Here is a 23,178-nt window from a genome sequence, read left to right as displayed (position 1 = left end):
TAGCGGGCCAAGCGGGCCAAGGCAATGCGGGCGGGCCTGACCTGGCCCGCCGAAGCGGTCACATGTTCGGGTAGTTCGGCCCGCCGCCGCCCATGGGCGTGGTCCAGACGATGTTCTGCGACGGGTCCTTGATGTCGCAGGTCTTGCAGTGGACGCAGTTCTGGAAGTTTATGCGGAAGGTCGCGTCCTGGCCTTCGCCCAGCACCTCGTACACGCCGGCCGGGCAATAGCGCTGCGCGGGTTCGGCGTATTTCGGCAGGTTGACGGCGATCGGGACCGAGGGGTCCTTGAGGACCAGGTGGGCGGGCTGCGCCTCGTCGTGGTTGGTGAAGCTGAAGGCGACGTTGGTCAGCCGGTCGAAGGACAGCTTGCCGTCGGGCTTGGGGTAGTCGATCGGCTTGTGATCCTTGGCAAGGCCAGTGGCGGCGGCGTCGGACTTGCCGTGGCGCAGGGTGCCAAAGGCGGTCAGGCCGATAGTGTTCAGCCACATGTCCACGCCGCCACCCATCAGGCTGGCGACAAGGCCGTACTTCGACCACAAGGGCTTGACGTTGCGGACCTTTTTCAGGTCGCGGCCGATGGGGCCGCTGCGGACATCGGTTTCATAGGCGGTCAGCTCATCCCCGGCGCGGCCGGCGGTGATGGCGGCGTGGGCGGCTTCGGCGGCGGCCTTGCCGGACAGCATGGCGTTGTGGTTGCCCTTGATGCGGGGGACGTTCACCAGACCGGCGCTGCAACCCAACAGCGCCACGCCTGGAGCCACCATCTTCGGGATCGACTGCCAGCCGCCCTCACTGATCGCGCGGGCACCGTAGGCCACGCGCTTGCCGCCCTTCAGAAGCTCGGCCACCATCGGGTGGTGCTTGAAGCGCTGGAATTCCATGTAGGGGTAAAGGTGCGGGTTTTCGTAGTTCAGGTGGACCACGAAACCGACATAGACCTGATTGTTCTCAAGGTGATAGATGAAGCTACCGCCCCCGGCGTTCTTGCCAAGGGGCCAGCCCATCGTGTGGGTGACGGTCCCCTCGCGGTGCTTCGCGGGGTCGATTTCCCAGATTTCCTTCATGCCAAGGCCAAACTTCTGCGGGCAATGGCCTTTGGACAGCTGGTACTTCTCGATCACCTGCTTCGCGAGGCTGCCGCGCACGCCTTCCGAAAGGAGCACATACTTGCCGCGAAGTTCCATGCCGGGCTCGTAGGACGCGCCAGGCTCGCGCGTTTCGGGGTCGCGGCCGAATTCGCCGGCGACGACGCCGACGACAGTGTCACCCTCGAACACCAGTTCGGAACAGGCCATGCCGGGGAAGATCTCGACGCCCAGCCCCTCGGCCACGCCGGCCATCCAGCGGCAGACATTGGCCATCGAGACGATGTAGTTGCCGTGGTTCGACATCAGCGGCGGCATCGGCCAGTTCGGGATGCGGATCTGGCCGGCCGGCCCGAGCATGTAGAAGTTGTCCTCGCGCACCGGGGTCTTGATCGGCGCATCCATGGTCCGCCAGTCGGGCAAAAGGGCATCCAGACCACAGGGGTCCAGCACCGCGCCGGACAGGATGTGCGCCCCGACCTCGGAGCCCTTTTCCAGCACGACAACCGACCGATCAGGGTCAAGCTGCTTCAGTCGGATCGCCGCCGACAGGCCAGCAGGCCCCGCGCCCACGATGACGACGTCATAATCCATCTTCTCGCGCTGGATCGTCATGGCAATTCCCCCTGGAGCGGCCCCGTCCGCCCTTGATCTGGCTAGTCGCGAACCCTGTTGCCGCAGGCTGGACCCAAGGTCAACCGTGACGCAACATCATTGCCAGCACACATTCCTGCGCGCGGCTTTCTGTTCCCGCGCCGACCGGCCGCCGCGCGCTTGCGGCATGCCCCCTTGCAATTCCGGCCCCCATCGGGTGAGGTGAGCCGAAGACAAGTCCGAAGTCATGGACCGAACCCCGGTCCGTGGCTTCTTATTTTGCAGTGGATGGCCGATGGAAAAGATCCCGATGACCCGGCGCGGCTTTGATGCGCTGGATAGCGAGTTGAAGCAGCTGAAATCCGTCGAACGTCCGGCCATCATCCGCGACATCGCTGAAGCCCGCGAACATGGCGACCTGTCGGAAAACGCCGAATATCACGCCGCGCGCGAGAAGCAGGGCTTTATCGAGGGCCGGATCAAGGAGCTGGAGGGCCTTTTGTCCCTGGCCGAGGTCATCGATCCGACCAAGCTGTCCGGCTCGGTCAAGTTCGGGGCGACGGTGGCCGTCGTGGACGAGGATACCGACGAAAAAAAGACCTATCAGATCGTCGGCGAGACCGAGGCCGATATCGAGAATGGCCTGCTGAACATCCGCTCGCCCCTGGCGCGCGCCCTGATCGGCAAGGACGAGGGCGACAGCGTGGAAGTGAAGACTCCCGGCGGGACCCGGTCCTACGAAATCCTGTCGATCCGTTACATCTGAACGGGGGCTGGTCCGGTGAAACCCGCACGGGACCCGATGCGAAAGGACCCTGCGCCGCTGCCGCCGCCGGACCCCGGCCGGGGGCTGGAAATCGGCGGCGCGGTGATGAGCCTGTTCTGGATCGTGCTGATCCTGGCCTATGTGTTCATGTCGCCTCCGGGCAACGAGGCGCAGACCTTCGGGCTGGTGATGACCCTGCTGATGGTCTTTTTGCCGGTGGCGCTGATCTGGGTGGTGGTGACAACGCTGCGATCTGTCCGAGACCTGCGGGGCGAGGCGGCGCGGCTGCAGGCGACGGTCGATGCGATGCGGTCCAGCTATGTGCAGGCGCAGGGCCAGCAGCCGGGGTCGCAGGTGCGGTCGTCGGTGGAAAAGAAGATCGACGAGATCGCCGCCGTCACGCGGCAGGCCGAAACCGTGCTGGCCAGTTTCTCCTCGCGTCGGGATGCGGGGCTGACGGTGCCTTCGGCCGACCGCAAGGCGGCATTGGTGCGGCCGCCCTCTGACGCGGGGACGGAACAGCCCGCGCTGGCCCTGGGAGCCCCGGCCGAGGACATGCGCCCGCCGCTCTCGGTGGCTGATTTCATCCGCGCGCTGCAATTCCCGGAATCGCCCGAGGACAAGGAGGGCTTTCGCGCGCTGCGTCTGGCGCTGGAGGACCGGACGGTGGCCAAGCTGATCCGGTCGGCCCAGGATGTGCTGACGCTGCTCAGCCAGGACGGCATCTACATGGACGACCTGAAGCCCGACCTGTGCCAGCCCGAGCTATGGCGGCGCTTTGCGGCAGGGGAGCGGGGGCGTTCAATCGCGCCGCTGGGGGGAATCCGGGACCGGACCTCGCTGGCGCTGACGGCGGCGCGGATGAAGGCAGACCCGGTGTTCCGCGACGCCGCGCACCATTTCCTGCGGACCTTTGACAAGACCGTGGCCGCCTTCGAGCCGAACGCCAGCGACGCCGAACTGGCAGAGTTGTCGGATACCAGGACGGCACGCGCCTTCATGCTGTTCGGGCGGGTGACGGGAACCTTTGACTGACGCCAGCCGGGGAACATCCGCAGCAGTTAGCGCCGGTGCCCGGGACTTTTTTCCTATTTCAGGGCGTTTGACCGGCAAGGGATGAAACCCTGTTCCGCTTCGCCTATCTTTCAGCCGAACGATTCCAACCCAAGCGAGGTTTCTCATGGCCGTCCGTATCAATGATGTTGCCCCCGATTTCACCGCCGACTCCACCGCCGGAACGATCCGGTTCCACGAGTGGCTGGGTGACAGCTATGGCATCATCTTCAGCCACCCGCGCGACTTTACCCCGGTCTGCACCACGGAATTCGCCGCCGTCGCGCAGCTGGCTGATGAATGGAAGAAGCGCAACACCAAGGTCATCGGCGTGTCAGTGGACAGCGTGGACGACCACGGCAAATGGAAGCGCGACATCGAGGCGTTTGGCGGATCGCCAGCCGAGTTTCCGATCATCGATGATTCCTCGCTGACCGTAGCCAAGGCCTATGACATGCTGCCGGCCGATTACTATCTGCCGACCGAGGGGCGGACTCCGGCCCATTCGGCGACAGTGCGCACGGTGTATATCGTCGGGCCGGACAAGAAGGTGCGGCTGACGATGACCTATCCGATGAGCGTGGGCCGCAACTTTGCGGAAATCCTGCGCGCGCTGGATGCGGTGCGAAAGACCGATGGCGTGCCGCTGGCCACCCCGGCCAACTGGGTACCGGGTCAGGATGTGATCGTCGCGCTGGCGCTGAACAATGACCAGGCCAAGGAACGCTTTGGCGAGTTGGACATCAAGCTGCCCTACCTGCGCTTCGCCAAGTCGCCGGCCTGAGCGGTCGCGTCAGCCCGGATCGGCGGCGCGAAACGCGTTTCTAAGATGGCGGACCCTCCAGTTCGGACGGTCCGCCATGCACCAGTTTGCGGCGTGCAATCCCAGCCGGATATGTCCCTCGTCAAGGGCGCGCTGCAACAGCGCCAGGCGCCAGGGCATGCTGTCCCGCCGCGCCCGCATCATCCGCGAGAAGGTGGGCCGGTCAAGATTGTCCGCCAGTGCCGCAAGCGCCAGGGGCTTCAGCAACCCCATCTTCAGCAAGGCCGGGGGCAGCTTGTGGCCCAGATGCGGCATGGGCAGGTGGCGGACGTTCGGCCCGGCAAGCTCGGACGCATGTCGGCGGTCCTCGGCCAGAAGGGGATCAAAGCAGATATAGGCCCGCGACGCCGCCGGAACCCCCTGTGCGGCATCGCCATAGGGCAGGGCGTCATCCCAATAGGTCGTCCGACCGAAACGATAGCGCGTTTCCCACGGGCAGATCGTGGGGCTTAGGCTGCGTTGCGGCGCGAAGGCCAGGGCGATGCAACCCGGGACGAGGGGCGCAAAGGCCAAGGCGGCAAACCCACCCATCGAAGCGCCGAACGTGGCGACGCGACTATACCGCTGAAAGAACCCGTCACTGCGCAGGTCCTCAAGCGTCTGGATCAACTCGGCGTCCCGGTACCAGTCGCGGCGCTTGATCTGCACCCCAAGCAGATCAAAACCGCTGTCCAGCAGGAACTTCTGCCCCCATGCGGTGCGGTCCTGAGTTTCGCGCACCGCCGCCAGGTTGTCGAAGGCAATGACCAGGGTGTCGCCCCCGTTGGGCAGCCAGGTCAGAACGTGGTTCTGCATCTCGTGCAGGAAGCCGCCGCAGTCGACCGCCCGCTGGCGTTGCAGGGCAAACGGATCGTGGGACAGGGGCGGCGCGCCCGCTTCGATCTCGTCCGGCTCGGTCTGAAAATCATCCGTCATGCCCGGAAGAGGTAAAGCAGACGGCCTTAGCTTTCCAGCGAATTGGCGGCGGGGTGGTGCTTTCCCCAGACCCGTGCCGCCTGGCGCGAGAGGGTCCGCCGTTCGGCGCGAGCCAGCCTTTCGCGGGCCGAATGTGGGCATCCGGTCTCGGCCAGGGCGGCCTGCCACAAGCGCAGAACCGAGGCCGCACTCCATGGCAGTGCGGCCTCGGCAAGCCATGCCCGCAGATCGGGGGGAAGCCGATCATAGGCGGACATGGGATCAATCGCGCGAAAGCGGACGCGGGGCGAGCGAAGGTTGCTCATGCCGCCTGACGCCGCCAACTGGGGAAAGGATCGGGCAGGTTGGTCCAGACGTCGGGCGTGAACTGCACGGCCGGGACCAGCGCCGCATCCAGACGGGCGCGCAGGGCGGGTTCGTCCATCCCGTGCCCGATAAAGACGATCTCTTGCCGTCGGTCGCCCCAGGGTTCCTGCCACTTGCCGGCGACTTCCTTCAGCGCGTCGGGATGGGTCGGCCACCGCTCTTGCGGGACCGAGGCCCACCAGCCCCCCAGCGGCGCGACCGAGGAGACGGCCCCAGCAAGGCTGAACTCGGCCACCCAATTCGGCCGCGTCGCCAGCCAGAAATGCCCCTTGGCGCGGATCACGCCGGGCAGGTCGCCGTTCAGGACCGCGTGGATCTTCTGGGGATGGAACGGTGCGCGGGCGCGGTAGACGAAAGAGGTGATGCCGTATTCCTCGGTCTCGGGCGTGTGGTGGGCGAAGCCGTACAATTCCTTGGCCCAAAGCGGATGCTCGGCGGCGCGGTCAAAGTCGAACAGGCCGGTGTCGAAGATCGCCTCTGGATCGACGCGGGAGTGGTCGGCCTCGATCAGGCGCGCGTCGGGGTTCAGGGCCTTGATGATCTTGCGAGCCGCATCGGCAGCTTTCGGCCCCGCATCGCGGACCTTGTTCAGGATCACCACATTGGCGAATTCGATCTGGTCGGTCAGCAGGTTGACCAGGGTGCGGTTGTCTTGATCCCCAAGGCTTTCGCCCCGGTCTGTCAGGAAGTCGTGGCTGGAGAAGTCGCGCAGCAGGTTGATGGCATCGACCACCGTCACCATCGTATCCAGCCGCGCGATGTCCGAGAGGCTTTCCCCTGCCTCGTCCCGGAAGTCGAAGGTCGCGGCCACGGGCATCGGTTCGGCAATGCCGGTGCTTTCGATCAGCAGATAGTCAAAGCGCCCCTCGGCCGCCAAACGGCGCACCTCGGTCAGCAGGTCGTCGCGCAGGGTGCAGCAGATGCAGCCGTTCGTCATCTCGACCAGCTTTTCCTCGGCGCGGGACAGTTCCGTCCCCTCGCGGATCAGGTCAGCGTCGATGTTCACTTCGGACATGTCATTGACGATCACGGCCACGCGGCGTCCGTCGCGATTGTTCAGGACATGGTTCAGCAGGGTGGTCTTTCCGGCCCCAAGAAAGCCGGAGAGGACGGTGACGGGAAGGCGGGTGTCGGACATGGGAACCTCCTGATTGGCGGAGGTTCTATTATGTTATACTATAACGCGCAAGGGTGTCAGGCGCTTTGCAGCTTGGGCAACAGCAGCACAGGCACGCCGATCTCGACGGCTTCATACAACGCGACGATGTCCTCGTTCGCCAATCGGACGCATCCGTTCGAGACGGCGCTGCCGATGGTCCAGGGTTCGGGCGTGCCGTGGATGCGCAGAAAGGTGTCGTTGCCCACATCGTCGAACAGATAAAGCGCCCGCGCGCCCAGGGGGTTGTTCGGGCCGCCGGGCATCCCGCCGGCATACTGCGCATATTGGTCAGGGTCGCGGGCGATCATGTCCTTGGTCGGGGTCCAGCTGGGCCATTCCTTCTTTGCGCCCAGGGTGAACCAGCCGGATTCGTACAAGTCTCCGCGCCCGACGCCGACGCTGTACTGCATCCCGCGGCGTGCGGTCAGAACATGGTACAGCGCGAAGTAATCCGGGTCGACGATCAGGGTTCCTGGCTCTTGCGGTTCGGCAAAGCGAACCGGGCGCGGCAGGAATTCCTCGGGGATGACCCAATCTTCGGCCGAGCGCCGGCTGTGGGCCAGGGCAGGCAGGGGCATGGCAGCGGCCAGGCCGGTGATGATCAGGTGGCGTCGATTGAGATGGGTCATGCGCTTGTCCTTTCCGGTCATCCTTGCGGCGACGCGCTTCACGCGCACCACAAGAAGCTGTGAGACAAGACGGAAAAGGCCCCGAGGTTTCCCCCGGGGCCTTCACATTCATGCCAGCGAAGGGATCAGCCTTCGGCCGACTCTTCCTTCTTCTCGGTGATTTCCTCACCGGTTTCCTGATCGACCATCTTCATGCCAAGGCGGACCTTGCCACGGTCGTCGAAGCCCAGAAGCTTGACCTTGACCTCCTGGCCTTCCTTCAGGATCTCGTTCGGGTGGTTCAGGCGCTTGTTGGCGATCTGGGACACATGCACCAGACCGTCGCGCTTGCCGAAGAAGTTCACGAAGGCGCCGAAGTCGACCAGTTTCACCACCTTGCCGGTGTAGACCTGGCCTTCTTCCGGCTCGGCCACGATCGACCAGATCATCTCATAGGCCTTCTTGATGGCCTTCTGGTCGTTCGAGGCAATCTTGATCATGCCGTCGTCGTTGATGTCGACCTTGGCACCCGAGACCTCGACGATCTCGCGGATGACCTTGCCGCCCGAGCCGATGACTTCCCGGATCTTGTCGGTCGGGATCTGCATCGTCTCGATTTTCGGGGCATATTCGCTGAACGCCTGAGCCGAGGTCAGCGCCTTGGCCATCTCGCCCAGGATGTGCAGACGGCCGTCCTTGGCTTGCGCCAGGGCCTGCTTCATGATGTCGGGGGTGATCCCGGCGATCTTGATGTCCATCTGCAGCGAGGTGATGCCCTTCTCGGTCCCGGCGACCTTGAAGTCCATGTCGCCAAGGTGATCCTCGTCGCCCAGGATGTCGGTCAGGACGGCCCAGTCACCGTCTTCTTCCAGCACCAGACCCATCGCGACGCCCGCGACCGGGGCCTTCAGCGGCACGCCCGCGTCCATCATGGACAGAGAGCCACCACAGACCGACGCCATCGAGGAGGAGCCGTTCGATTCGGTGATCTCGGACACGACGCGGATCGTGTAGGGGAAGTCGGTCGGCGCCGGCAGAACCGCCTGCAGCGCGCGCCAGGCCAGCTTGCCGTGGCCGATTTCGCGACGGCCCGGGCTGCCAACACGGCCAACTTCACCAACCGAGTAGGGCGGGAAGTTGTAGTGCAGCAGGAAGTTCGAGCGGTAGTTGCCGTTCAGCGCGTCGATGATCTGCTCATCTTCGCCGGTCCCAAGGGTGGTGACGACGAGGCCCTGGGTTTCACCCCGGGTGAACAGCGCCGAGCCGTGGGCGCGCGGCAGGATTCCGGTTTCGCAGGTGATCGGACGGACGGTCTTGGTGTCGCGGCCGTCGATGCGGCGGCCGTGCTTGACCACGTCGCCCCGCAGAACCGCCGATTCCAGTTGCTTGATCGCCGGGTAAAGGTTCGCGTCGGCCTGGTCTTCCTCGGTCATCGCGGCCTTGATCGCCTGGACGGCGGCCTCGATGGCGGCCGTGCGGTCCTGCTTGTCGCGGATCGCGAAGGCGGCGCGCATCTGCTCTTCGCCGGCGGCTTTCACCTTGGCGTAGAGGCCGGAATAGTCGGGCGGCGTGAAGTCGAACGGCTCTTTCGCCGAGGATTCGGCGAAGTCGATGATCAGGTCGATGACCGGCTGCATCTGCTCGTGGCCGAAGACGACGGCGCCCAGCATTTCTTCTTCCGTCAGCTCGTAAGCTTCGGATTCGACCATCATCACGGCGTCTTTGGTGCCGGCGATGACCAGGTCAAGACGCTGGTCGGGCTTCATGCGCAGCTGCGTCATGTCGTCCATAGCCGGGTTCAGCACATACTGGCCGTCGACAAAGCCGACGCGGGCCGCACCGATCGGGCCCATGAAGGGCACACCCGACACCGTCAGCGCCGCCGAGGTGGCGATCATCGCCACGACGTCAGGGTCGTTGACCAGGTCGCAGGACAGAACGGTCGCCATGACCAGCACTTCGTTGCGGAAGCCGTCGACGAACAGCGGGCGGATCGGACGGTCGATCAGACGCGAGGTCAGCGTCTCTTTTTCCGACGGGCGCGCTTCACGCTTGAAGAAGCCACCGGGGATCTTGCCGGCCGCATAGTACTTTTCCTGATAGTGAACCGTCAGGGGGAAAAAGTCCTGGCCCGGCTTCGCGGCGCGCGCAAAGGTCACGTTGGCCATCACCTGGGTTTCGCCCAGCGTCGCGATCACCGACCCATCGGCCTGACGCGCAACTTTCCCCGTTTCCAGTGTGAGCGTTTCATTGCCCCACTGGATCGATTTCTTCGTCACATTGAACATGTATCGTTTCCTCTGGAGGCCGGCCCCTGCCGGTGCCCCCGATATATCTGGCGGCCCCATTGCCGCCGTCCCCCCGATCCTTCGCACGGGCCCCGGGGGCGGACCACACGTCTCAGATGGCGCGGGCCTTACAGGAAAATGCCCTGGAAGGAAAGCAAATGATAAGCCCGGCCGCTTGCGGGGCCGGGCCTTTCTGGATGCTGCTCGTCGTCGACTTCGTCGCTCCTCGCGGGTCAATCCCGACGAGGAGACGCAGTCGAACGAGGAGGCTCTGTCAGATCGCCGACTTGATCCAGGTTTCCAGCGCGGCCTTGGGGGCGGCGCCGACCTTGTTCGACACGACCTGGCCGTCCTTGAACATGAACAGCGCCGGGATGCCGCGCACGCCAAGGGTGGCGGGGCTGTCCGGGTTTTCGTCCACGTTGACCTTCACGATCTTGACCTTGCCGGCATATTGCTCGGCCAGTTCTTCCAGGGCCGGGCCGATCATGCGGCAGGGGCCGCACCATTCGGCCCAGAAGTCCACGACGACCGGAATCGGCGACTTGCGGACTTCGGCATCGAAAGTGGCGTCGGTGACGGCGACGGTGGCGGCGCCCATGGCGGGTCTCCTAGCGGGAAAGGTTGGGCTGTGAAGCTAAGAAGCCGGGGCGCGGACGTCAAGGGATCGTGGTGCGGGCAAGGGCCGACCTCACGATCTCGGGATCAAGTCGCATAAGGCTGGGACCGCGGGTCCACAGCACGGCCGTCTCGACCCGGCGGCCGGGGTAGATCTGGGCCAGCATGTGGGCATAGGCACCAAGCTGGCGCAGGATGCCTTCGGGCACCTGGGCGGGGCTTGCCGGGACGATGGCGTTCGACTTGTAGTCGATGACCAGCACCTGTTCGGGGGTGACGATCAGACGGTCGATGCTGCCGACCAGGGTGCGCCCCTGCCATGGCGCGTTCACAGCGACCTCGGCCAGGGTGTCTGGCGCGAAAAGCGGCGCGAGTGCGGGGCTTTCCAGGACCAGCCGGGCCTCGGCCAGGATTTCGGCAGCGAGGGTGGCGTCGGGGATCAGGCTGGCGGCGTGGTCGGCCCAGGTGGCAGGGTCAAGGCCCGGCAGGCGCTCCAAGAGCAGGTGCAGCGCAGTGCCACGGGCCTTGGCGACGGCCTCGGGCCAGGCGGGTTCACCGGGCAGCGCCTTGGCCCCGCCCAGGTCTGAGGGCGACAGGGGTTTTGGCGGCTCCAGCGGGGCAGGCGCGGGGCGGGTCAGCCAGTCGGGCAGCGCGCCGGGGGGCATGGGGGCGGGCGCCAGCGTGACCAGCGGTTCTGGCCAGTCGCCAATGGCGTGGCGGCGGATGCCCTCGGCATCGAAGGCCTCGGCCCGTTCCACCCCGGCGCGGATCAGGTTGTACCAGCAATCCGGCTGCTTCACCTCACCCGCCGCCGCCGTGACCAGCCAGCAGCGCGCCCGCGTCATGGCGACATACAGCAGGCGCAGGCGTTCGGCCGCCTCGCGGGCCTGGCGGGCAGCGCGTTCGGCGGCTATCGGCGGCGGGCTTTCGGCAGCAGGCATCTTCCAGACGGCGGGGCCATCGGGCAGGCGAAAAAGCTGGTCACGCTCTCGCGGCGGGCGGTCGCCGGTGTCGGGCAGGATCACGATCTCGCCCTCCAACCCCTTGGCGCCGTGAACCGTCATCACCCGGATCAGCCGGCCTTCGCCATCCAGCTGGCGCTTTACCTCGACCTCGTCGGTCTGCATCCAGACCAGGAAGCCGGTCAGGCTGGGAACCTCTTGCCCCTCATAGGCCAGCGCCTGCGACAAGAGTTCGTCGATGCCATCCTGCGCCTCGGGCCCCAGGCGGGCCAAGAGCTTGCGGCGGCCGTCGTGGCGGTGCAGCGCGCGTTCGATCAGGTCGTAGGGCCGCAGGAAATCGGCCTGGGACCGCATGTCGTTCAGGAAGGCCAGCGTGTCCGGGCGACCAGGGTGGTCGCGCAGCGCCTCCCACAGATAGCCCTTGCGGGGGTTGGCCAGACGGAAAAGCTCGGCCTCGGACCAGCCACAGAGCGGCGAGCGGAGGAGAGAGGCCAGCGACAGGTCATCCTCGGGCGTGTCAAGGAAGGTCAGAAGGGCGGAAAGGTCGCGGACCGCGAGTTCCCCGCCCAGTTTCAGCCGGTCAGCCCCGGCAATGGGCAGGTTCAGCGCCTTGCAGGCGCGGATGATCTCGTGGAACAGGGGCGAGCGGCGTTGGACCAGCACCAGGAAATCGCCAAAATGGACCGGGCGCTGCGGCGGTTTGCCGTCGCGCGGAACCTGGGGGATCTGCACCCCGGCGGCAACGGTGTCACGGATCCACTCGGCGATACGGCCGGCCAGGATCACGCGGGGGTCCTCGGCGCTGCGGGCGTCGACGGGGTCGAACCAGTCGCCGGGTTCGGGGGTTTCAGCCTTCTGCTCGACCGGCCAGACATCGACACGGCCGGGCAGGCGTTCGTTGAAGGCGGTGTGGCGGGATTCGCCGCCCAGCGCCTGAAACTCTGCCTCGGTGAAGGTCCGGTCCACCACCTTCAGGATCGCGGGCGAAGAGCGGAAGGAATGTTCCAGGGCGCGGCCGACAAGGCCCGGTCCACCGGCAAGCCGGCTGTGGAAATGGTCGCGTTTCTGGTCGAAGGCGGCCACATCGGCGCCCTGGAACGAATAGATCGACTGCTTCTTGTCCCCAACGACGAACAGTGTCCGTGGCCTGGTTCCCGCCCCCTCGCCCGCGATCAACTCGGACGCGAGGGATTCGATCAGCTCCCATTGCTCGGGGCTGGTGTCCTGCGCCTCGTCCACCAGGATGTGGTCGATACCGCCATCCAGCCGGTACAGCACCCAGGCCGCCAGTGAGGGGTCTTTCAGCAGCGCGCGGGCCTTGCCGATCAGGTCGTCAAAGTCCAACTGCCCGTGGGCGGCCTTGCGCCTGGCATATTCCGGCAGGAAGGCGGCGGCGAAGCGGTGGAGCGCCAGCGATTTCTCGGCCGCTTCCAGACAGATGCGCTGGCCGCGCGCGGCTTCGACGCGGGCCATCAGCGCCTCGCACCGGTCCATGATGGCGCCAAGGGCGGCGCGGGTGTCCTTGGTGGGGAACTTGCCGATCTTCGCGGCAAATGGCGTGCCGGCACCGTCGCCGAACAGGAACAGGCTTTCCAGCGTCGCCAGGGTGGCAAGGTCGGGGTTGGACAGGTCCAGCGGACGCAGTTTGTCGGCCGCCTTAACGTCGGTTGAACTGCCCGCCGCCAGCCCGGTGATCAGGTCGGGAAACCACAGCGTCTCGTCGCCCAGGAAGGTCTGCGCCAGCAGGTCCGAGGCCGCAAAGCCCGGCGGCAGGCCAAACAGCGACCAGATCGCGGCGGCGTCCAGCGGCGTGGCAAAGGCGGCACGGTGGCGGGACAGTTCCTCGACCAGAGGGGCGAAATCCTCGGCGCCCTGCACTTCGGCCAGGCGGCGGACCACGGGGGCGTGGGGGCCGTCGGCAAGTTCCTCGACGATCTCGGCGCGCATCTGGCGGGCAGAGCGGTCGTCGAGTTCGGCGAATCCGGGGGGCACCCCGGCCTCTAGCGGAAAGCGGCGCAGAAGGCTGCCGCAGAAGCTGTGGATGGTCTGGATGCGCAGGCCACCGGGGGTTTCGATGGCGCGGGCGAAAAGCTGCCGCGCGCGGGCCAGGCGGGCGGCGGAGAAGTCCGCTTCGCCAAGGTCCAGCAGGGCCTTGCGCAGATCGGGTTCGGGCGCCATCGCCCATTCGCCAAGCCGCTTGAACAGGCGGTTCTGCATCTCGGACGCGGCGGCCTTGGTGTAGGTCAGGCAGAGGATGTGCTGCGGTTCGACCCCCGACAGCAGAAGCCGCGCCACCCGGTCGGTCAGCACGCGGGTCTTGCCCGACCCGGCGTTGGCCGACAGCCAAGTGTTGCGCAACGGCTCGGCGGCGGCGATCTGGGCGGCGAAGGCGGGGTTCAGTGTCATGCCAGATCCTCGGCCCTGGGGTCCTGGGTCATGTCCCATTCGCCGTAGCGCGACAGGTGGTCATAGTCCGAGGCGTCAGTTTCGGACATCAGCGCGCGGCGGGCAGTGTAGCCCTGTCCGGGTTGTGCATAGGCGGTGACAAGGCGCACGAATTCATCCCAGACCGCGCCGACCCGGCCGGGGGCAAGATCGGTTTCCACCTTCTTCAACTCGGCCTTCAGCCCGATGAAGGCGATCTTCGCCACCTCGGACGGACCGATCGAGGCGAAGCCGCCCCGTTCCGCCATCGCGGCGGCAAGCAAAAGTTGCTTGTCGAAATTGCGCTGCTGCTTTTCGCTGGGCGGGTCGCCAGTCTTGTAGTCGATCAGGAGGAGGCGGCCGTCGGGAAGCATGTCGATGCGGTCAGGCTTGCCGGTCAGGGCAAAGTCCAGTCCCGCGATGGGGGTGGCGCCCTTTTCCTCCAACAGGACAGGCGTGCCTCCGGTGGAGGAGGAGTAGCGCAGGAAGGCATCCGCCGCCTTGGCGATCCGCGCGCGCCAGACGGTGCGGGCCAGGGGCCAGGCAACACGGGCGGCCAGAACCTCGTCTGCGGTGGCCAGAAGCGCGGCGCGGTCGGTGCCGCCGCGCTTGATGAACGTCTCGAGGATCTCATGCAGGACCACGCCGCGCAGGCGGGGGTCGGCTTCGGGGCGGAGGGGATCAAGCTTGGACAGGCGCAGGACGTGCCGGGCGTAGATCGCGTAGGGGTCGCGCACCAGCCGACCAACCTCGGTCAGGGACAGCCGTTTCGGCCGCGCCTCTACCGGCGGGCGGGGCGAGGGGCGCGGGGCGGGCGGCACGGGGTCCACCCGGTCGAACCGGGTGGCAAGGGTCAGCCAGTGCTGGCCCCGGCCCCGCATCAGGTCCAGCGCCTGCGGTCCGTCGCGGCTGGGCAGGCCGGACATCAGGTTGACCAGGCGGTTCAGCCACCGGGCAGGGACGGTTTCGGCCTCGGCCCCCCGGATGGCGCGGGTCAGGACCACGCGCGGCGCGGCGACGGCCTGCTGGTAGTCATGCGCCGAAAGGCCGATGCGGCGTTCGGGCAGCAGAAGCCCCGCCGCCTTGCGCATCGCCCGGTTCAGCCAGGGGTCCGGCGGCGGCTGGGCGGGCCAGGCGCCCTCGTTCAAGCCGCCAAGGATCACCAGATCGGCCCCCTGGACCCGCGCCTCGATCGTGCCCCAGACCATGATATCGGGATGGACACTTTCCGCCTCACGCACCTCGTGCCGTTGCAGGACGCCGTGGAACAGGCGATCATAGTCGCCGGGGGTCAGGGTGCCGGCGGCCCCGGCCTCGGCTTGCAGTTCCGCCACAGCCTCGGCGGCCTTCTGGCCGGCCTCCTTCTCCCACAGGGCACCCGCGCCGTCGGGGGCAAAGCCGCGCGCCAGCGTCTCGGCGTTGGCAAGGTGGGCTGCGACGAAAGCCGTCAGGGGCAGAGGGCCGATGTCGGCCAGGGGCGAGAGGGTCTGGCCCAGAATTTTTGCCCAATCCGCCGCGCCGGGGACCCGGCTGCCAGCGGCCCAGGTGGCCAGGCTTTCGGCCGTTGGAAAGGCCGGTCCGTGGCGGCGCAGGTGAAGTTCAAGCTCGCGCGTCAGGATCAGATGCGCGCCACGCCCGGGGCCGGAAAAGACCAGCGGGTGCTTCAGCAAGGCCAGCAGTCGGTCCGCCGTGAGGCGATCGCCGAACAGCCCGGCAATCTGGCGCAGAAAGCGGCCGGGGGCAGACAGCGGCAGCGGACGGCCGGCGGAATCGTCGGGGCGGATGCCCCAGCGGTCCAGGGCGGCGGTCACACGGCGGGTCAGGTTCCGGTCAGGCGAGACAAGGGCGGCGCGCTCTCCCCGCTCGGCCGCGTCGCGCAGGATCAGGGCGATGGCGAAGGCCTCGGTCCGCTCGCTGGGGGCCTCGATCAGGGTCATGTCTTGCGTGGCGGGGATCAGGGGCGGCAGGCTGGGCCCCTCGGCCAGCCATTGATCGGTAATCGGGGCGGGACGAAGCGACAGGGAAATCAGGCGGTTGCGGTCGGGCGAGGGAGCGGGCGCATCGGTCCAGGGTTGCACGGCCTGCGGTCCGCAGCCCAGCCGGTCCATCAGCGCGCGAAAGCGGAACTGGGGGTGATCCTCGGCGGTCAGGGCATCATCCAGCCGGTCCCAGACGGCATCCGGTTGGTCGAAATCATAGCCCGGCAGCACCACCGCGCCCTGCGGCAGCCGCGCCACCGCCTGCATCAGAAGCGCGGTCGTCCCGCGCGACCCGGTCGAGCCGGCGACGATCACCGGGGCCTGCGGCGGGTGGTCTTGCCAGCGTTCGGCCAGGGACAGCACCGCCTGGCGCAGCCGCGCTTCGGCATCCGCGCCGTCGCCGCCCATCGCCTGGGCTACGATCCCCAGAAAGGCCTGGGTCCGCGCCCAATGCGCCGAGTGGTCGGCCACGTCCAGCCCGGCAATCCGGTCGGGGGACACGCCTTCGCCCTGCATCTCCTCCATCAGCGCGGCCAGGCTGTCGGCCAGATCATAAAGCGCGCTGCGGGGGAAATCGGTGGTGCCGGTGGCCAGCAGCTTGTCCAGAAGGACCGTCAGCTCCAGCCGCCTGCGCAGGGGCGAGGTGCCGGGCGGCAAAGGCGCGGCCCCCAGGGCAGCAATGTCGGTGACCAGCAGAAGCCGGGGCAAGAGACGCGCGCCCGAGTGCATCAGACACTCGGTCACCCGCCGCCGCATGCGCTGGGTGTTCAGGATCAACGTCACACGGGCCAGCGCCTCGGGCGGGTGGTCCCGCATGCGGTGCAACAGGCCCGCGACCAGTTCGGCCGGGAAATCGACGCCGGGCGGCAGGGCGTAAAGCGCGGGGTCAGCCATGGGCGGCCTGCGCAAGCAGTTGCTCGGCCTCGGCAATTCCGGCCGGGTGGCCGACGTCGCACCAGCGGCCCTGGTGGACAAGGCCAAAGGCGGTGCCGGCCGCGATCATGTCGTTCCAGGGCCTGTTAAGCGAGAACGCCTCCTCCTCGATCGCCGCCAGCCGGTCCGGGGCCAGGATGCAGGCGCCGATATAGACGTGATCCTCACCCCCCTGCCCGCGGCTGATCCGGCCTTGGTCGTCCAGACGGAAATCGCCCTTCCCGCCCCGCGCCAGTGCCTGATGCAGCGGCAGAAGAAGGAGCAACGTCTCCATTCGTTTGGGGTCCCAAGCGGCGGCCAGTTGCGCCAAAGGGTTCGCGCCGGTCCAGATGCCGTCGCTGTTCAGCACCGCGACGGGGCCGGGACCCAAAAGCGGCAGCGCGGCGCGCAGGCCGCCGCCGGTTTCCAGGATGGGTCCGGCCTCATGGCTGATCGCAACGCCCTTGGGGGTAAGATGGGCGGCGAGTTGTTCGGCCCGGTAATGGGTGTTCGCCACGATCCGGTGCGCCCCGGCCCCGGCTGCGATCTGCAGCGCATGGTCGATCAGCGGCCGGCCCGCCACCGGGATCAGCGGCTTGGGCCGGTCGGCCGTCAGCGCGCCCATGCGAGTGCCAAAGCCGGCGGCGAAGATCATCAGCGGGAAGGGGAAGTCGGGCATTGGGCTTCGATGCGGCCAAGGGTTGCGGGGGTGGGTTCGGGCAGGTCGCGCAGGCAGGCCGCGCGCAGATCAGTCAGCGCGGGATGGGCAAGGTTCTGCTGCAACTGCCGCCAGACACGCGGGATCAGACGCAGGTAGCCGGGCTTGCCCGCCACAAGGCCCAACCGCGCGAAGATGCCCAGGATGCGCAGGGCACGTTGGACGCCAAGCGTAGCATAATGAGCTGAAAAGGCTTCTGAATCCCAGCCTGTGGCAGCGGCGAAACGGTCGATCATCCGCGATTCAATCGCAGGCGAGACATCCCGGCGCGCATCCTGCAGAAGCGAGACGAGATCATAGCCCGGCTGACCCAGCTGGCCGAGCTGAAAGTCCAGCAGCCCCACGCGGGCGGTCCCCTGGCGGTCCGGCAGCCAGAGCAGGTTCTCGGCGTGATAGTCGCGCAGGATCAGCGTGCGGGGGCTGTCGGCATGGGTTTGCAGCGCCAGCGCCAATGCGCGGGTGACGGGGCCCGGATCGGGGGGCTGGCCGGTCGCGGCAGGGGCGTAGATGGTGAAGGCTATGGCTGCGGCCTCGGCCCAGTCCTGGGCCGAAAGATTCGGCAGACCGGGCGGAGGGGGCGCGGCCTGAAGCTGGACCAGAACGTCGACGGCGGCGGCGTAAAGCGGTTCCTCTTGCGACGGGTCGGCAGCAATGAGACGGGCAAACAGTCCGTCGCCCAGGTCCTCCAGCAGCAGCAGGCCTTGGGCCAGGTCGGCGGCAATCAGACGCGGCGGCGAAAGGCCGAGGGCCGACAGATGCCGGGCCATGGCGGCAAAAGCGGCGGGATCATCGGCACCACCCGGCGGGTTGTCCATCAGCACAGCGCTGTCCGTTCCGCGCGTGAGGCGCCAATAGCGCCGGTCAGAGGCATCGCCGGCCAGATGGCGACGCTCGGCCTTTTCCCAGCCTGTCAGGCCAAGGAACGCGGCAATCAGGGGCTCGCGGTCAGCCATCCAGCGCCGCCTTGCGCAGGGCCTCGCGTCCGCCGCGCAGGGTGGCGCGTCGTCCTTCGCCCAGCGCCGACAGGTCCAGATGCAACGCCCCGGGCGGTAGGTGCGTGCCCAGCCGGTCGGGCCATTCCACCAGGCAGATCGCGCGGGTGAAGGCGTCGTCCAGGCCAAGTTCCCAGACCTCATCAGGATGGGTGAGACGGTAGAGGTCGGCGTGGAAGATTTCCGCATCGGGCGGGCCGTAGGTCTGAATCAGGGTGAAGGTGGGAGAGGGCACCTCCTCCCCCTGCCCCAGCCGGGCGCGGATGAAGGCGCGGGCCAGGTGGCTTTTGCCGGCGCCGATGGCGCCCGAAAGCAGGATCACATCGCCCGCCTGCGCCACCGCCGCCAGACGCGCGCCCAGGGCCGCCGTCGCGGTCTCATCGGGCAGGTCAAGCGTAAAGGTGTCGGGCAAGGTCATGTCCCGAGTCTACCCGGCGGTAGCCGGGCCGCAAGGGTGGTTCACTGTGGCCGCTGGCCAGGCGCCTTCGCGGCACCAAGTTGCGACAGCATGAGAGCAGCCTGGCAGGGAGCATCACAGCCGGCAAAGAACGTCACGCCTGCACAGTCATCCGCGCGAGGCTTCCGAACACGGGGGCCGGGACCGGCTCGGCCACCTGACGTAGGCGGAAGGTGATCAGGGTGGCGCCTCCGGTCAGCGGGCGGAACTTGCAGTCCAGAAGCCGCCCGTCCAAAAGCCGTGCCTCGCCGTTCCAGCCGGCACGGTCGCCCATGGTCAGGACGAAATCGGTCGCATCGGCCCACAAGAGGCTGGGCGCGGTGTGGTCGCGCCACCAGTTGCACAGCGTGGCAATCCCGGCGTCGGACAGAAGCACGGCCGGATCGTGGCCCCAAAGCTGGGCATAGGCGAGGTTCGACATCACCAGCTGGCCACCCTGCGAAAAGACCGCCACCGCCTCGTCCACCGTGTCGATCACCGACTGCCCCAACTCCAGGTCGGCACGGTAGCGCCGGGTGCGGGTCATCTCGGTCGAGATATCCTCGAACATGAAGGCCAGCGCCCCATTCGGATGCGGGCGGCCGATCACACGATAGGTCTGGCCGCCCGGCAAGCTCCAGGTTTCCTCGAACAGGCCCGAGGCGGCCTCTTCCTCCAGCCGGACCAGCTGGCGGCGCCAACTGCGATAGTCCTTGGGTTCCGGGATCATCGACTTGGCCCGCATCGCATCCAGCACGGCACTGAGCGTGGGGCGGCCGATCAGGAAATCAGGGGCGAGCGAGGTCAGGTCGATCAGCGCCGGGTTGAACAGTTGCAGGACGCGGTTGCGGTCAAAGATGGCAAGGCCGATGGGCAGGTCGGCGAAGGTCTTGGTCAGGGTCTGCATGAATTCGCGCAGCGCGGTCTCGGCCTGCACGGCCGAGTTCGCGGCAAGACCGTAGCAGAACGTCTCCTCGGCCACGGGCACGCGGAACAGGTCGAACCATTCCGGACCGCTTTGCATCTGCAACTTCGCGCGCGGGGGATTGGGGTTGCGACTGTCGGGCCGGTCGAACAGGCGCGGCAAGGGCCAACTGAGATCCTCGCCCTCGGGTAGCAGTTCGACCGCGCGGATCAGATAGGCGTGGTTGGCCCAGGTGACCTGACCTTCGGCCCCCTCTTTCCACATCAGGACGGGCGAGCGCGCCAGGACCGCGCGCTGCGACAACACCTCGGCTTGCAAGGCAGCAACGGCGGCCGAGCCGGTGCGCGCGGCCTGCGGATCCTCGGTCGGGGAGACCATGGTCAGGCGGGTGATGCCGGAGACATGTTCGGCATGCATCATCACCGGCGGCACCACGCCGGGGGCCGAGGTGACATGGACCTGTCCCAGCCGCGGCAGGCTGGCGACCTTATCGGCCAGGCCCGGAAACATCGGCCCAAGGCGCACCAGCAGCTTTTGCCAGGCGCCCGGCCCGTCCGCTTCGGGGATCAGCTGGCGGGCGGCGGGCGTCGCGTCCAGCAGCCGGTCGCCGTCAAAAAGGAAGATCGTCCCGTCCGAGCCGCCGTCGCGGAAAAGGCCGATGGCTGGCGGGGTCTGGCGTGACTGCCAGACCGATAGCAGCAAGAGGCTGGCCAGCACCACAAGGGTTGCCGACACGACCGTTCCGAACACGAAGATGAGTTCATTCGCCATTCCGGTTCCCCGGTTCTGCCCCCGATTTAGGCAACCTAGGCGTGAACTCGTTAATCGGCGGTTAATGCTGGCCTCAGCCCTCGATCCGCTGGTTCTCGCCCAGCGCGCCGGCAGGGGGCGCGGCCAGGGTGGACAGGGGCCAGACCGCCTCGACCACCGCGCCGCAGCGTTCAGGGCGCTCATCAATCGGCAGGAAGGGATCGGTGGCATTCGCGAAAGTCAGTTCCGCGCCCGAGCGTTCCAGCAGCGTCTTGGCGATGAAAAGACCCAGGCCCATCCCCTCATAACCAGGGCGGCGGCTGACCTCGGGCTCGATCCGGCGGGCGCGCACGAAGGGGTCGCCGATCCGGCCGATGACGTTCTGGGGAAAGCCCTCACCATCGTCGATGATGCGGATGGTGACGGTGGTGTCGGTCCAGTCGGCCTCGATCCAGACGGTGGAGCGGGCGAAGTCCACGGCGTTCTGGATCAGGTTGCGCAAGCCGTGAATGATCTCGGGCCGGCGCAGGATGGTGGGCTGAAGCGGGCCCGTGCCCGCGTCCTGACCCAGCAGGAATTCCACCCGCTTGCCACGCGCGAGATGGGGTTCCGCCGCCTCGCGCAGGACCGCCGAAAGCGGTGCCTGGCGCAAGTGGAGGTCGTCCTTCCCGGCGCGGCCCATGTCGCGCAGGATGTCACGGCAGCGGTCGGCCTGGTCGCGGATCAGGCGGGCGTCCTCTTGCAGATCGGGGTGGTCGGACAGTTCCTCGATCAGTTCGGCGCTGACCAGCTTGATCGTGGCCAGCGGCGTCCCAAGTTCGTGCGCGGCGGCGGCCACAACCCCGGCCAGGTCGGTCAGCTTCTGCTCGCGGCCCAGTGCCATCTGGGTGGCCAGAAGCGCCTCGGACATCGAGCGGATCTCGGTCGCGACCCGGCGCGAGTAGAGGCCAAGGAACACGATCCCGATGATGATCGACAGCCAGAAGCCGAATTCGAAGATGCGCGGAACCACAAGCTCTCGCCCATCGGCAAAGCGCAGGGGCAGATGCCAAAAGGCGGTCAGGGTGACCAACAGGATCGCCGCACCGCCCAGAAGCACGGTCGATTTCAGCCGCAAAGCGCTGGCCGAGATGGTGACAGGTGCCAGAACCAGCAGGGTGAAGGGGTTGGTAAGCCCGCCAGTCAGCAGGATCAAAAGCCAAAGCTGGGTCAGATCGAAGAGAAGGGTAAAGAATGCCTCACTCTCGGACAGGCGGCGGTTCTCGGGGAAAAGCGTGATGGAAAACACATTGGCCAGGATCGAGACCGCAACGGCGGCAAAGCACAGGGCCAGGGGCAGCTCCAGGCCGTAGAACTGATCTGCGGCGATGATGGCCGCCAGCTGGCCCAGGATCGCGACCCATCGCAACAGGATCAGCGTGCGCAGGCGCACCCAATTGGGTCCCGCCTCGCGCGGGGGAAATGCGATGCCACCCGTGCCCATGCCGCGACCCGATGTCCTTTCAGGCTGTTTTGCCATTGTTATGCCGCCCGCCATCTGGGATCAATGCGACCGCAAGACCGCAAGGACGGAGAGTGCGATGACCAGGCTTTATGCAGGGGTGGCAGCGGCGGCGGTGGCGGCGTTCCTGGGCGGCTCGGCCTGGTATGTCCTGTCGAACCGGGGTGACGATGCTTTTGCGCAATGCCGCCAGGGCCAGATCGCCGGCGGCGATATTGGTGGGCCGTTCACATTGGTCAACCCGGCGGGCGAGACGGTGACCGAGGCGCAGGTGCTGACCAAGCCAAGCCTGGTCTATTTCGGCTATACCTTCTGCCCCGATGTCTGCCCCTTCGACATGGCGCGCAATGTCGAGGCGGTGGATATCCTGGAAGAACGCGGGATCGATGTGACACCGGTGTTCATCAGCATCGACCCAGAGCGCGATACACCCGAGGCTTTGGGCGATTACGCTTTCAACATGCATCCCAAACTGGTCGCGCTGACGGGCAGCGCCGAACAGGTCAAGGCGGCAAGCCAGGCCTACAAGACGTATTATCGCAAGCAGCCGGCCGAGGATGAATTCTATCTTATGGACCATTCAACCTTTACCTATCTGATGCTTCCCGGCACCGGATTTGTGGATTTCTTCCGGCGCGAGGTTACATCCGAGCAGATGGCCGACAGCGTCGGCTGCTTCGTCCAGGCAGCCGAAGCTGCGAAATAGAACGGGAAAGCTGGGGATCGCATGACCGACCAAACCGAAGCCGATCTGGGGACCGACCGCTCGCTTCTTCTGGTGGACGATGACGAGCCCTTTGTGAAACGCCTTGCCAAGGCGATGGAGAAACGCGGCTTCCAGCCCGAGACGGCCCAATCGGTGGCCGAGGGCCGGGCCAAGGCCCTGGCGCGGCCGCCGGCCTATGCGGTGGTTGACCTGCGGCTTGAGGATGGCAACGGGTTGGAGGTGATCGAGACCCTGCGGGAAAAGCGCCCCGATTGCCGGATCGTGGTGCTGACCGGTTATGGCGCGATTGCAACTGCGGTGGCAGCGGTGAAGATCGGGGCGATCGATTACCTGTCGAAACCGGCCGATGCCAATGACGTGACGAATGCTTTGCTTGCGCGGGGCGAAACCAGACCGGAGCCGCCGGAAAATCCGATGTCGGCCGACCGTGTCCGGTGGGAACACATCCAGCGCGTGTATGAAATGTGCGACCGCAACGTCAGCGAAACCGCGCGTCGCCTTTCCATGCATCGTCGGACGCTTCAGCGAATTCTGGCCAAGCGCAGCCCGAAATGAATTGGAAATAGTTGCCAACC

Annotated in this window: 19 protein-coding genes; 5 read left to right on the top strand and 14 right to left on the bottom strand. The window is 66.8% G+C overall.

What is annotated here, in order from left to right; genetic code table 11:
• Positions 1-58: 58 nt before the first annotated feature.
• Positions 59-1,702, bottom strand: a complete 1,644-nt coding sequence (locus CXR42_RS11205; RefSeq protein ID WP_103257608.1) for an electron transfer flavoprotein-ubiquinone oxidoreductase — start codon at positions 1,700-1,702, stop codon at positions 59-61.
• A gap of 274 nt (positions 1,703-1,976) precedes the next feature.
• On the opposite strand from CXR42_RS11205, the gene greA reads away from it, so the two are divergent.
• The 3 genes from greA to CXR42_RS11190 all read left to right on the top strand — a co-directional run bounded on the left by greA (position 1,977) and on the right by CXR42_RS11190 (position 4,284).
• Positions 1,977-2,447, top strand: a complete 471-nt coding sequence (gene greA / locus CXR42_RS11200) for a transcription elongation factor GreA (protein WP_103257607.1) — start codon at positions 1,977-1,979, stop codon at positions 2,445-2,447.
• A gap of 15 nt (positions 2,448-2,462) precedes the next feature.
• Positions 2,463-3,482 carry a hypothetical protein gene (locus CXR42_RS11195; protein WP_245875420.1) on the top strand — a complete coding sequence of 340 codons (1,020 nt, stop codon included), beginning with the start codon at positions 2,463-2,465 and terminating at the stop codon, positions 3,480-3,482.
• 145 nt (positions 3,483-3,627) lie between these two features.
• Entirely contained in the window at positions 3,628-4,284 is a 657-nt protein-coding gene (locus CXR42_RS11190) for a peroxiredoxin (RefSeq protein ID WP_103257605.1), read from the top strand.
• A gap of 9 nt (positions 4,285-4,293) precedes the next feature.
• On the opposite strand, the gene CXR42_RS11185 is transcribed toward CXR42_RS11190, so the two are convergent.
• The 13 genes from CXR42_RS11185 to regB all read right to left on the bottom strand — a co-directional run bounded on the left by CXR42_RS11185 (position 4,294) and on the right by regB (position 21,858).
• Entirely contained in the window at positions 4,294-5,238 is a 945-nt protein-coding gene (locus tag CXR42_RS11185) for a hypothetical protein (protein ID WP_103257604.1), read from the bottom strand.
• 26 nt (positions 5,239-5,264) lie between these two features.
• Positions 5,265-5,543, bottom strand: coding sequence for a DUF6525 family protein (locus CXR42_RS11180; RefSeq protein ID WP_219727946.1), 279 nt, complete (start codon positions 5,541-5,543; stop codon positions 5,265-5,267).
• Positions 5,540-6,742, bottom strand: a complete 1,203-nt coding sequence (locus tag CXR42_RS11175) for a GTP-binding protein (RefSeq protein WP_103257603.1) — start codon at positions 6,740-6,742, stop codon at positions 5,540-5,542. Before CXR42_RS11175 ends, CXR42_RS11180 begins: the two co-directional genes overlap by 4 nt.
• A 56-nt stretch (positions 6,743-6,798) precedes the next feature.
• On the bottom strand, positions 6,799-7,392 hold the full coding sequence (locus CXR42_RS11170; RefSeq protein WP_103257764.1) for a L,D-transpeptidase: 594 nt from the start codon (positions 7,390-7,392) through the stop codon (positions 6,799-6,801).
• A 125-nt stretch (positions 7,393-7,517) separates the two neighbouring features.
• Positions 7,518-9,659: a polyribonucleotide nucleotidyltransferase gene (pnp, locus tag CXR42_RS11165; protein ID WP_103257602.1), complete on the bottom strand. Its 2,142-nt coding sequence runs from the start codon at positions 9,657-9,659 to the stop codon at positions 7,518-7,520.
• Positions 9,660-9,933: 274 nt separating this feature from the next.
• The gene (gene trxA, locus CXR42_RS11160) at positions 9,934-10,260 is read right to left on the bottom strand and encodes a thioredoxin (protein ID WP_103257601.1); all 327 of its coding nucleotides are present in this window, start codon (positions 10,258-10,260) and stop codon (positions 9,934-9,936) included.
• Positions 10,261-10,318: 58 nt separating this feature from the next.
• Positions 10,319-13,645: a double-strand break repair helicase AddA gene (gene addA / locus CXR42_RS11155; protein WP_103257600.1), complete on the bottom strand. Its 3,327-nt coding sequence runs from the start codon at positions 13,643-13,645 to the stop codon at positions 10,319-10,321.
• Positions 13,642-16,536: a double-strand break repair protein AddB gene (gene addB, locus CXR42_RS11150; RefSeq protein WP_103257599.1), complete on the bottom strand. Its 2,895-nt coding sequence runs from the start codon at positions 16,534-16,536 to the stop codon at positions 13,642-13,644. Before addB ends, addA begins: the two co-directional genes overlap by 4 nt.
• A complete protein-coding gene (locus CXR42_RS11145) occupies positions 16,529-17,233 on the bottom strand; it encodes a nucleotidyltransferase family protein (protein ID WP_103257598.1) in 705 nt (234 codons plus the stop codon). Before CXR42_RS11145 ends, addB begins: the two co-directional genes overlap by 8 nt.
• Positions 17,209-18,225, bottom strand: coding sequence for an aminoglycoside phosphotransferase family protein (locus CXR42_RS11140; protein ID WP_103257597.1), 1,017 nt, complete (start codon positions 18,223-18,225; stop codon positions 17,209-17,211). The genes CXR42_RS11145 and CXR42_RS11140 overlap by 25 nt, the downstream gene beginning before the upstream one ends.
• The gene (gene tsaE / locus CXR42_RS11135; protein WP_103257596.1) at positions 18,218-18,682 is read right to left on the bottom strand and encodes a tRNA (adenosine(37)-N6)-threonylcarbamoyltransferase complex ATPase subunit type 1 TsaE; all 465 of its coding nucleotides are present in this window, start codon (positions 18,680-18,682) and stop codon (positions 18,218-18,220) included. Before tsaE ends, CXR42_RS11140 begins: the two co-directional genes overlap by 8 nt.
• A gap of 133 nt (positions 18,683-18,815) precedes the next feature.
• Positions 18,816-20,396, bottom strand: coding sequence for a PAS-domain containing protein (locus CXR42_RS11130; protein WP_103257595.1), 1,581 nt, complete (start codon positions 20,394-20,396; stop codon positions 18,816-18,818).
• 73 nt (positions 20,397-20,469) lie between these two features.
• Positions 20,470-21,858, bottom strand: coding sequence for a sensor histidine kinase RegB (regB, locus tag CXR42_RS11125; protein WP_103257594.1), 1,389 nt, complete (start codon positions 21,856-21,858; stop codon positions 20,470-20,472).
• 97 nt (positions 21,859-21,955) lie between these two features.
• Between regB and CXR42_RS11120 the strand changes: the two genes are divergently transcribed.
• Positions 21,956-22,582 carry an SCO family protein gene (locus CXR42_RS11120; RefSeq protein WP_103257763.1) on the top strand — a complete coding sequence of 209 codons (627 nt, stop codon included), beginning with the start codon at positions 21,956-21,958 and terminating at the stop codon, positions 22,580-22,582.
• 21 nt (positions 22,583-22,603) lie between these two features.
• Positions 22,604-23,158 carry an ActR/PrrA/RegA family redox response regulator transcription factor gene (locus CXR42_RS11115; RefSeq protein WP_103257593.1) on the top strand — a complete coding sequence of 185 codons (555 nt, stop codon included), beginning with the start codon at positions 22,604-22,606 and terminating at the stop codon, positions 23,156-23,158.
• Positions 23,159-23,178 lie beyond the last annotated feature (20 nt).

The organism is Tabrizicola aquatica (assembly GCF_002900975.1).
In the GTDB taxonomy this organism is placed as follows: Bacteria; Pseudomonadota; Alphaproteobacteria; order Rhodobacterales; family Rhodobacteraceae; genus Tabrizicola; species Tabrizicola aquatica.
The sequence above is the reverse complement of the archived record's forward strand: the minus strand, read 5'-3'. Positions and strand labels throughout refer to the sequence as shown.

What these genes read in the sequence shown, in the direction of transcription:
- CXR42_RS11205 (WP_103257608.1), bottom strand. Translation starts at nt 1,702, where the DNA reads ATGACGATCCAGCGCGAGAAGATGGATTATGACGTCGTCATCGTGGGC.
- greA (WP_103257607.1), top strand. Translation starts at nt 1,977, where the DNA reads ATGGAAAAGATCCCGATGACCCGGCGCGGCTTTGATGCGCTGGATAGC.
- CXR42_RS11190 (WP_103257605.1), top strand. Translation starts at nt 3,628, where the DNA reads ATGGCCGTCCGTATCAATGATGTTGCCCCCGATTTCACCGCCGACTCC.
- CXR42_RS11185 (WP_103257604.1), bottom strand. Translation starts at nt 5,238, where the DNA reads ATGACGGATGATTTTCAGACCGAGCCGGACGAGATCGAAGCGGGCGCG.
- CXR42_RS11180 (WP_219727946.1), bottom strand. Translation starts at nt 5,543, where the DNA reads ATGAGCAACCTTCGCTCGCCCCGCGTCCGCTTTCGCGCGATTGATCCC.
- CXR42_RS11175 (WP_103257603.1), bottom strand. Translation starts at nt 6,742, where the DNA reads ATGTCCGACACCCGCCTTCCCGTCACCGTCCTCTCCGGCTTTCTTGGG.
- CXR42_RS11170 (WP_103257764.1), bottom strand. Translation starts at nt 7,392, where the DNA reads ATGACCCATCTCAATCGACGCCACCTGATCATCACCGGCCTGGCCGCT.
- pnp (WP_103257602.1), bottom strand. Translation starts at nt 9,659, where the DNA reads ATGTTCAATGTGACGAAGAAATCGATCCAGTGGGGCAATGAAACGCTC.
- trxA (WP_103257601.1), bottom strand. Translation starts at nt 10,260, where the DNA reads ATGGGCGCCGCCACCGTCGCCGTCACCGACGCCACTTTCGATGCCGAA.
- addA (WP_103257600.1), bottom strand. Translation starts at nt 13,645, where the DNA reads ATGACACTGAACCCCGCCTTCGCCGCCCAGATCGCCGCCGCCGAGCCG.
- addB (WP_103257599.1), bottom strand. Translation starts at nt 16,536, where the DNA reads ATGGCTGACCCCGCGCTTTACGCCCTGCCGCCCGGCGTCGATTTCCCG.
- CXR42_RS11145 (WP_103257598.1), bottom strand. Translation starts at nt 17,233, where the DNA reads ATGCCCGACTTCCCCTTCCCGCTGATGATCTTCGCCGCCGGCTTTGGC.
- CXR42_RS11140 (WP_103257597.1), bottom strand. Translation starts at nt 18,225, where the DNA reads ATGGCTGACCGCGAGCCCCTGATTGCCGCGTTCCTTGGCCTGACAGGC.
- tsaE (WP_103257596.1), bottom strand. Translation starts at nt 18,682, where the DNA reads ATGACCTTGCCCGACACCTTTACGCTTGACCTGCCCGATGAGACCGCG.
- CXR42_RS11130 (WP_103257595.1), bottom strand. Translation starts at nt 20,396, where the DNA reads ATGGCGAATGAACTCATCTTCGTGTTCGGAACGGTCGTGTCGGCAACC.
- regB (WP_103257594.1), bottom strand. Translation starts at nt 21,858, where the DNA reads ATGGGCACGGGTGGCATCGCATTTCCCCCGCGCGAGGCGGGACCCAAT.
- CXR42_RS11120 (WP_103257763.1), top strand. Translation starts at nt 21,956, where the DNA reads ATGACCAGGCTTTATGCAGGGGTGGCAGCGGCGGCGGTGGCGGCGTTC.
- CXR42_RS11115 (WP_103257593.1), top strand. Translation starts at nt 22,604, where the DNA reads ATGACCGACCAAACCGAAGCCGATCTGGGGACCGACCGCTCGCTTCTT.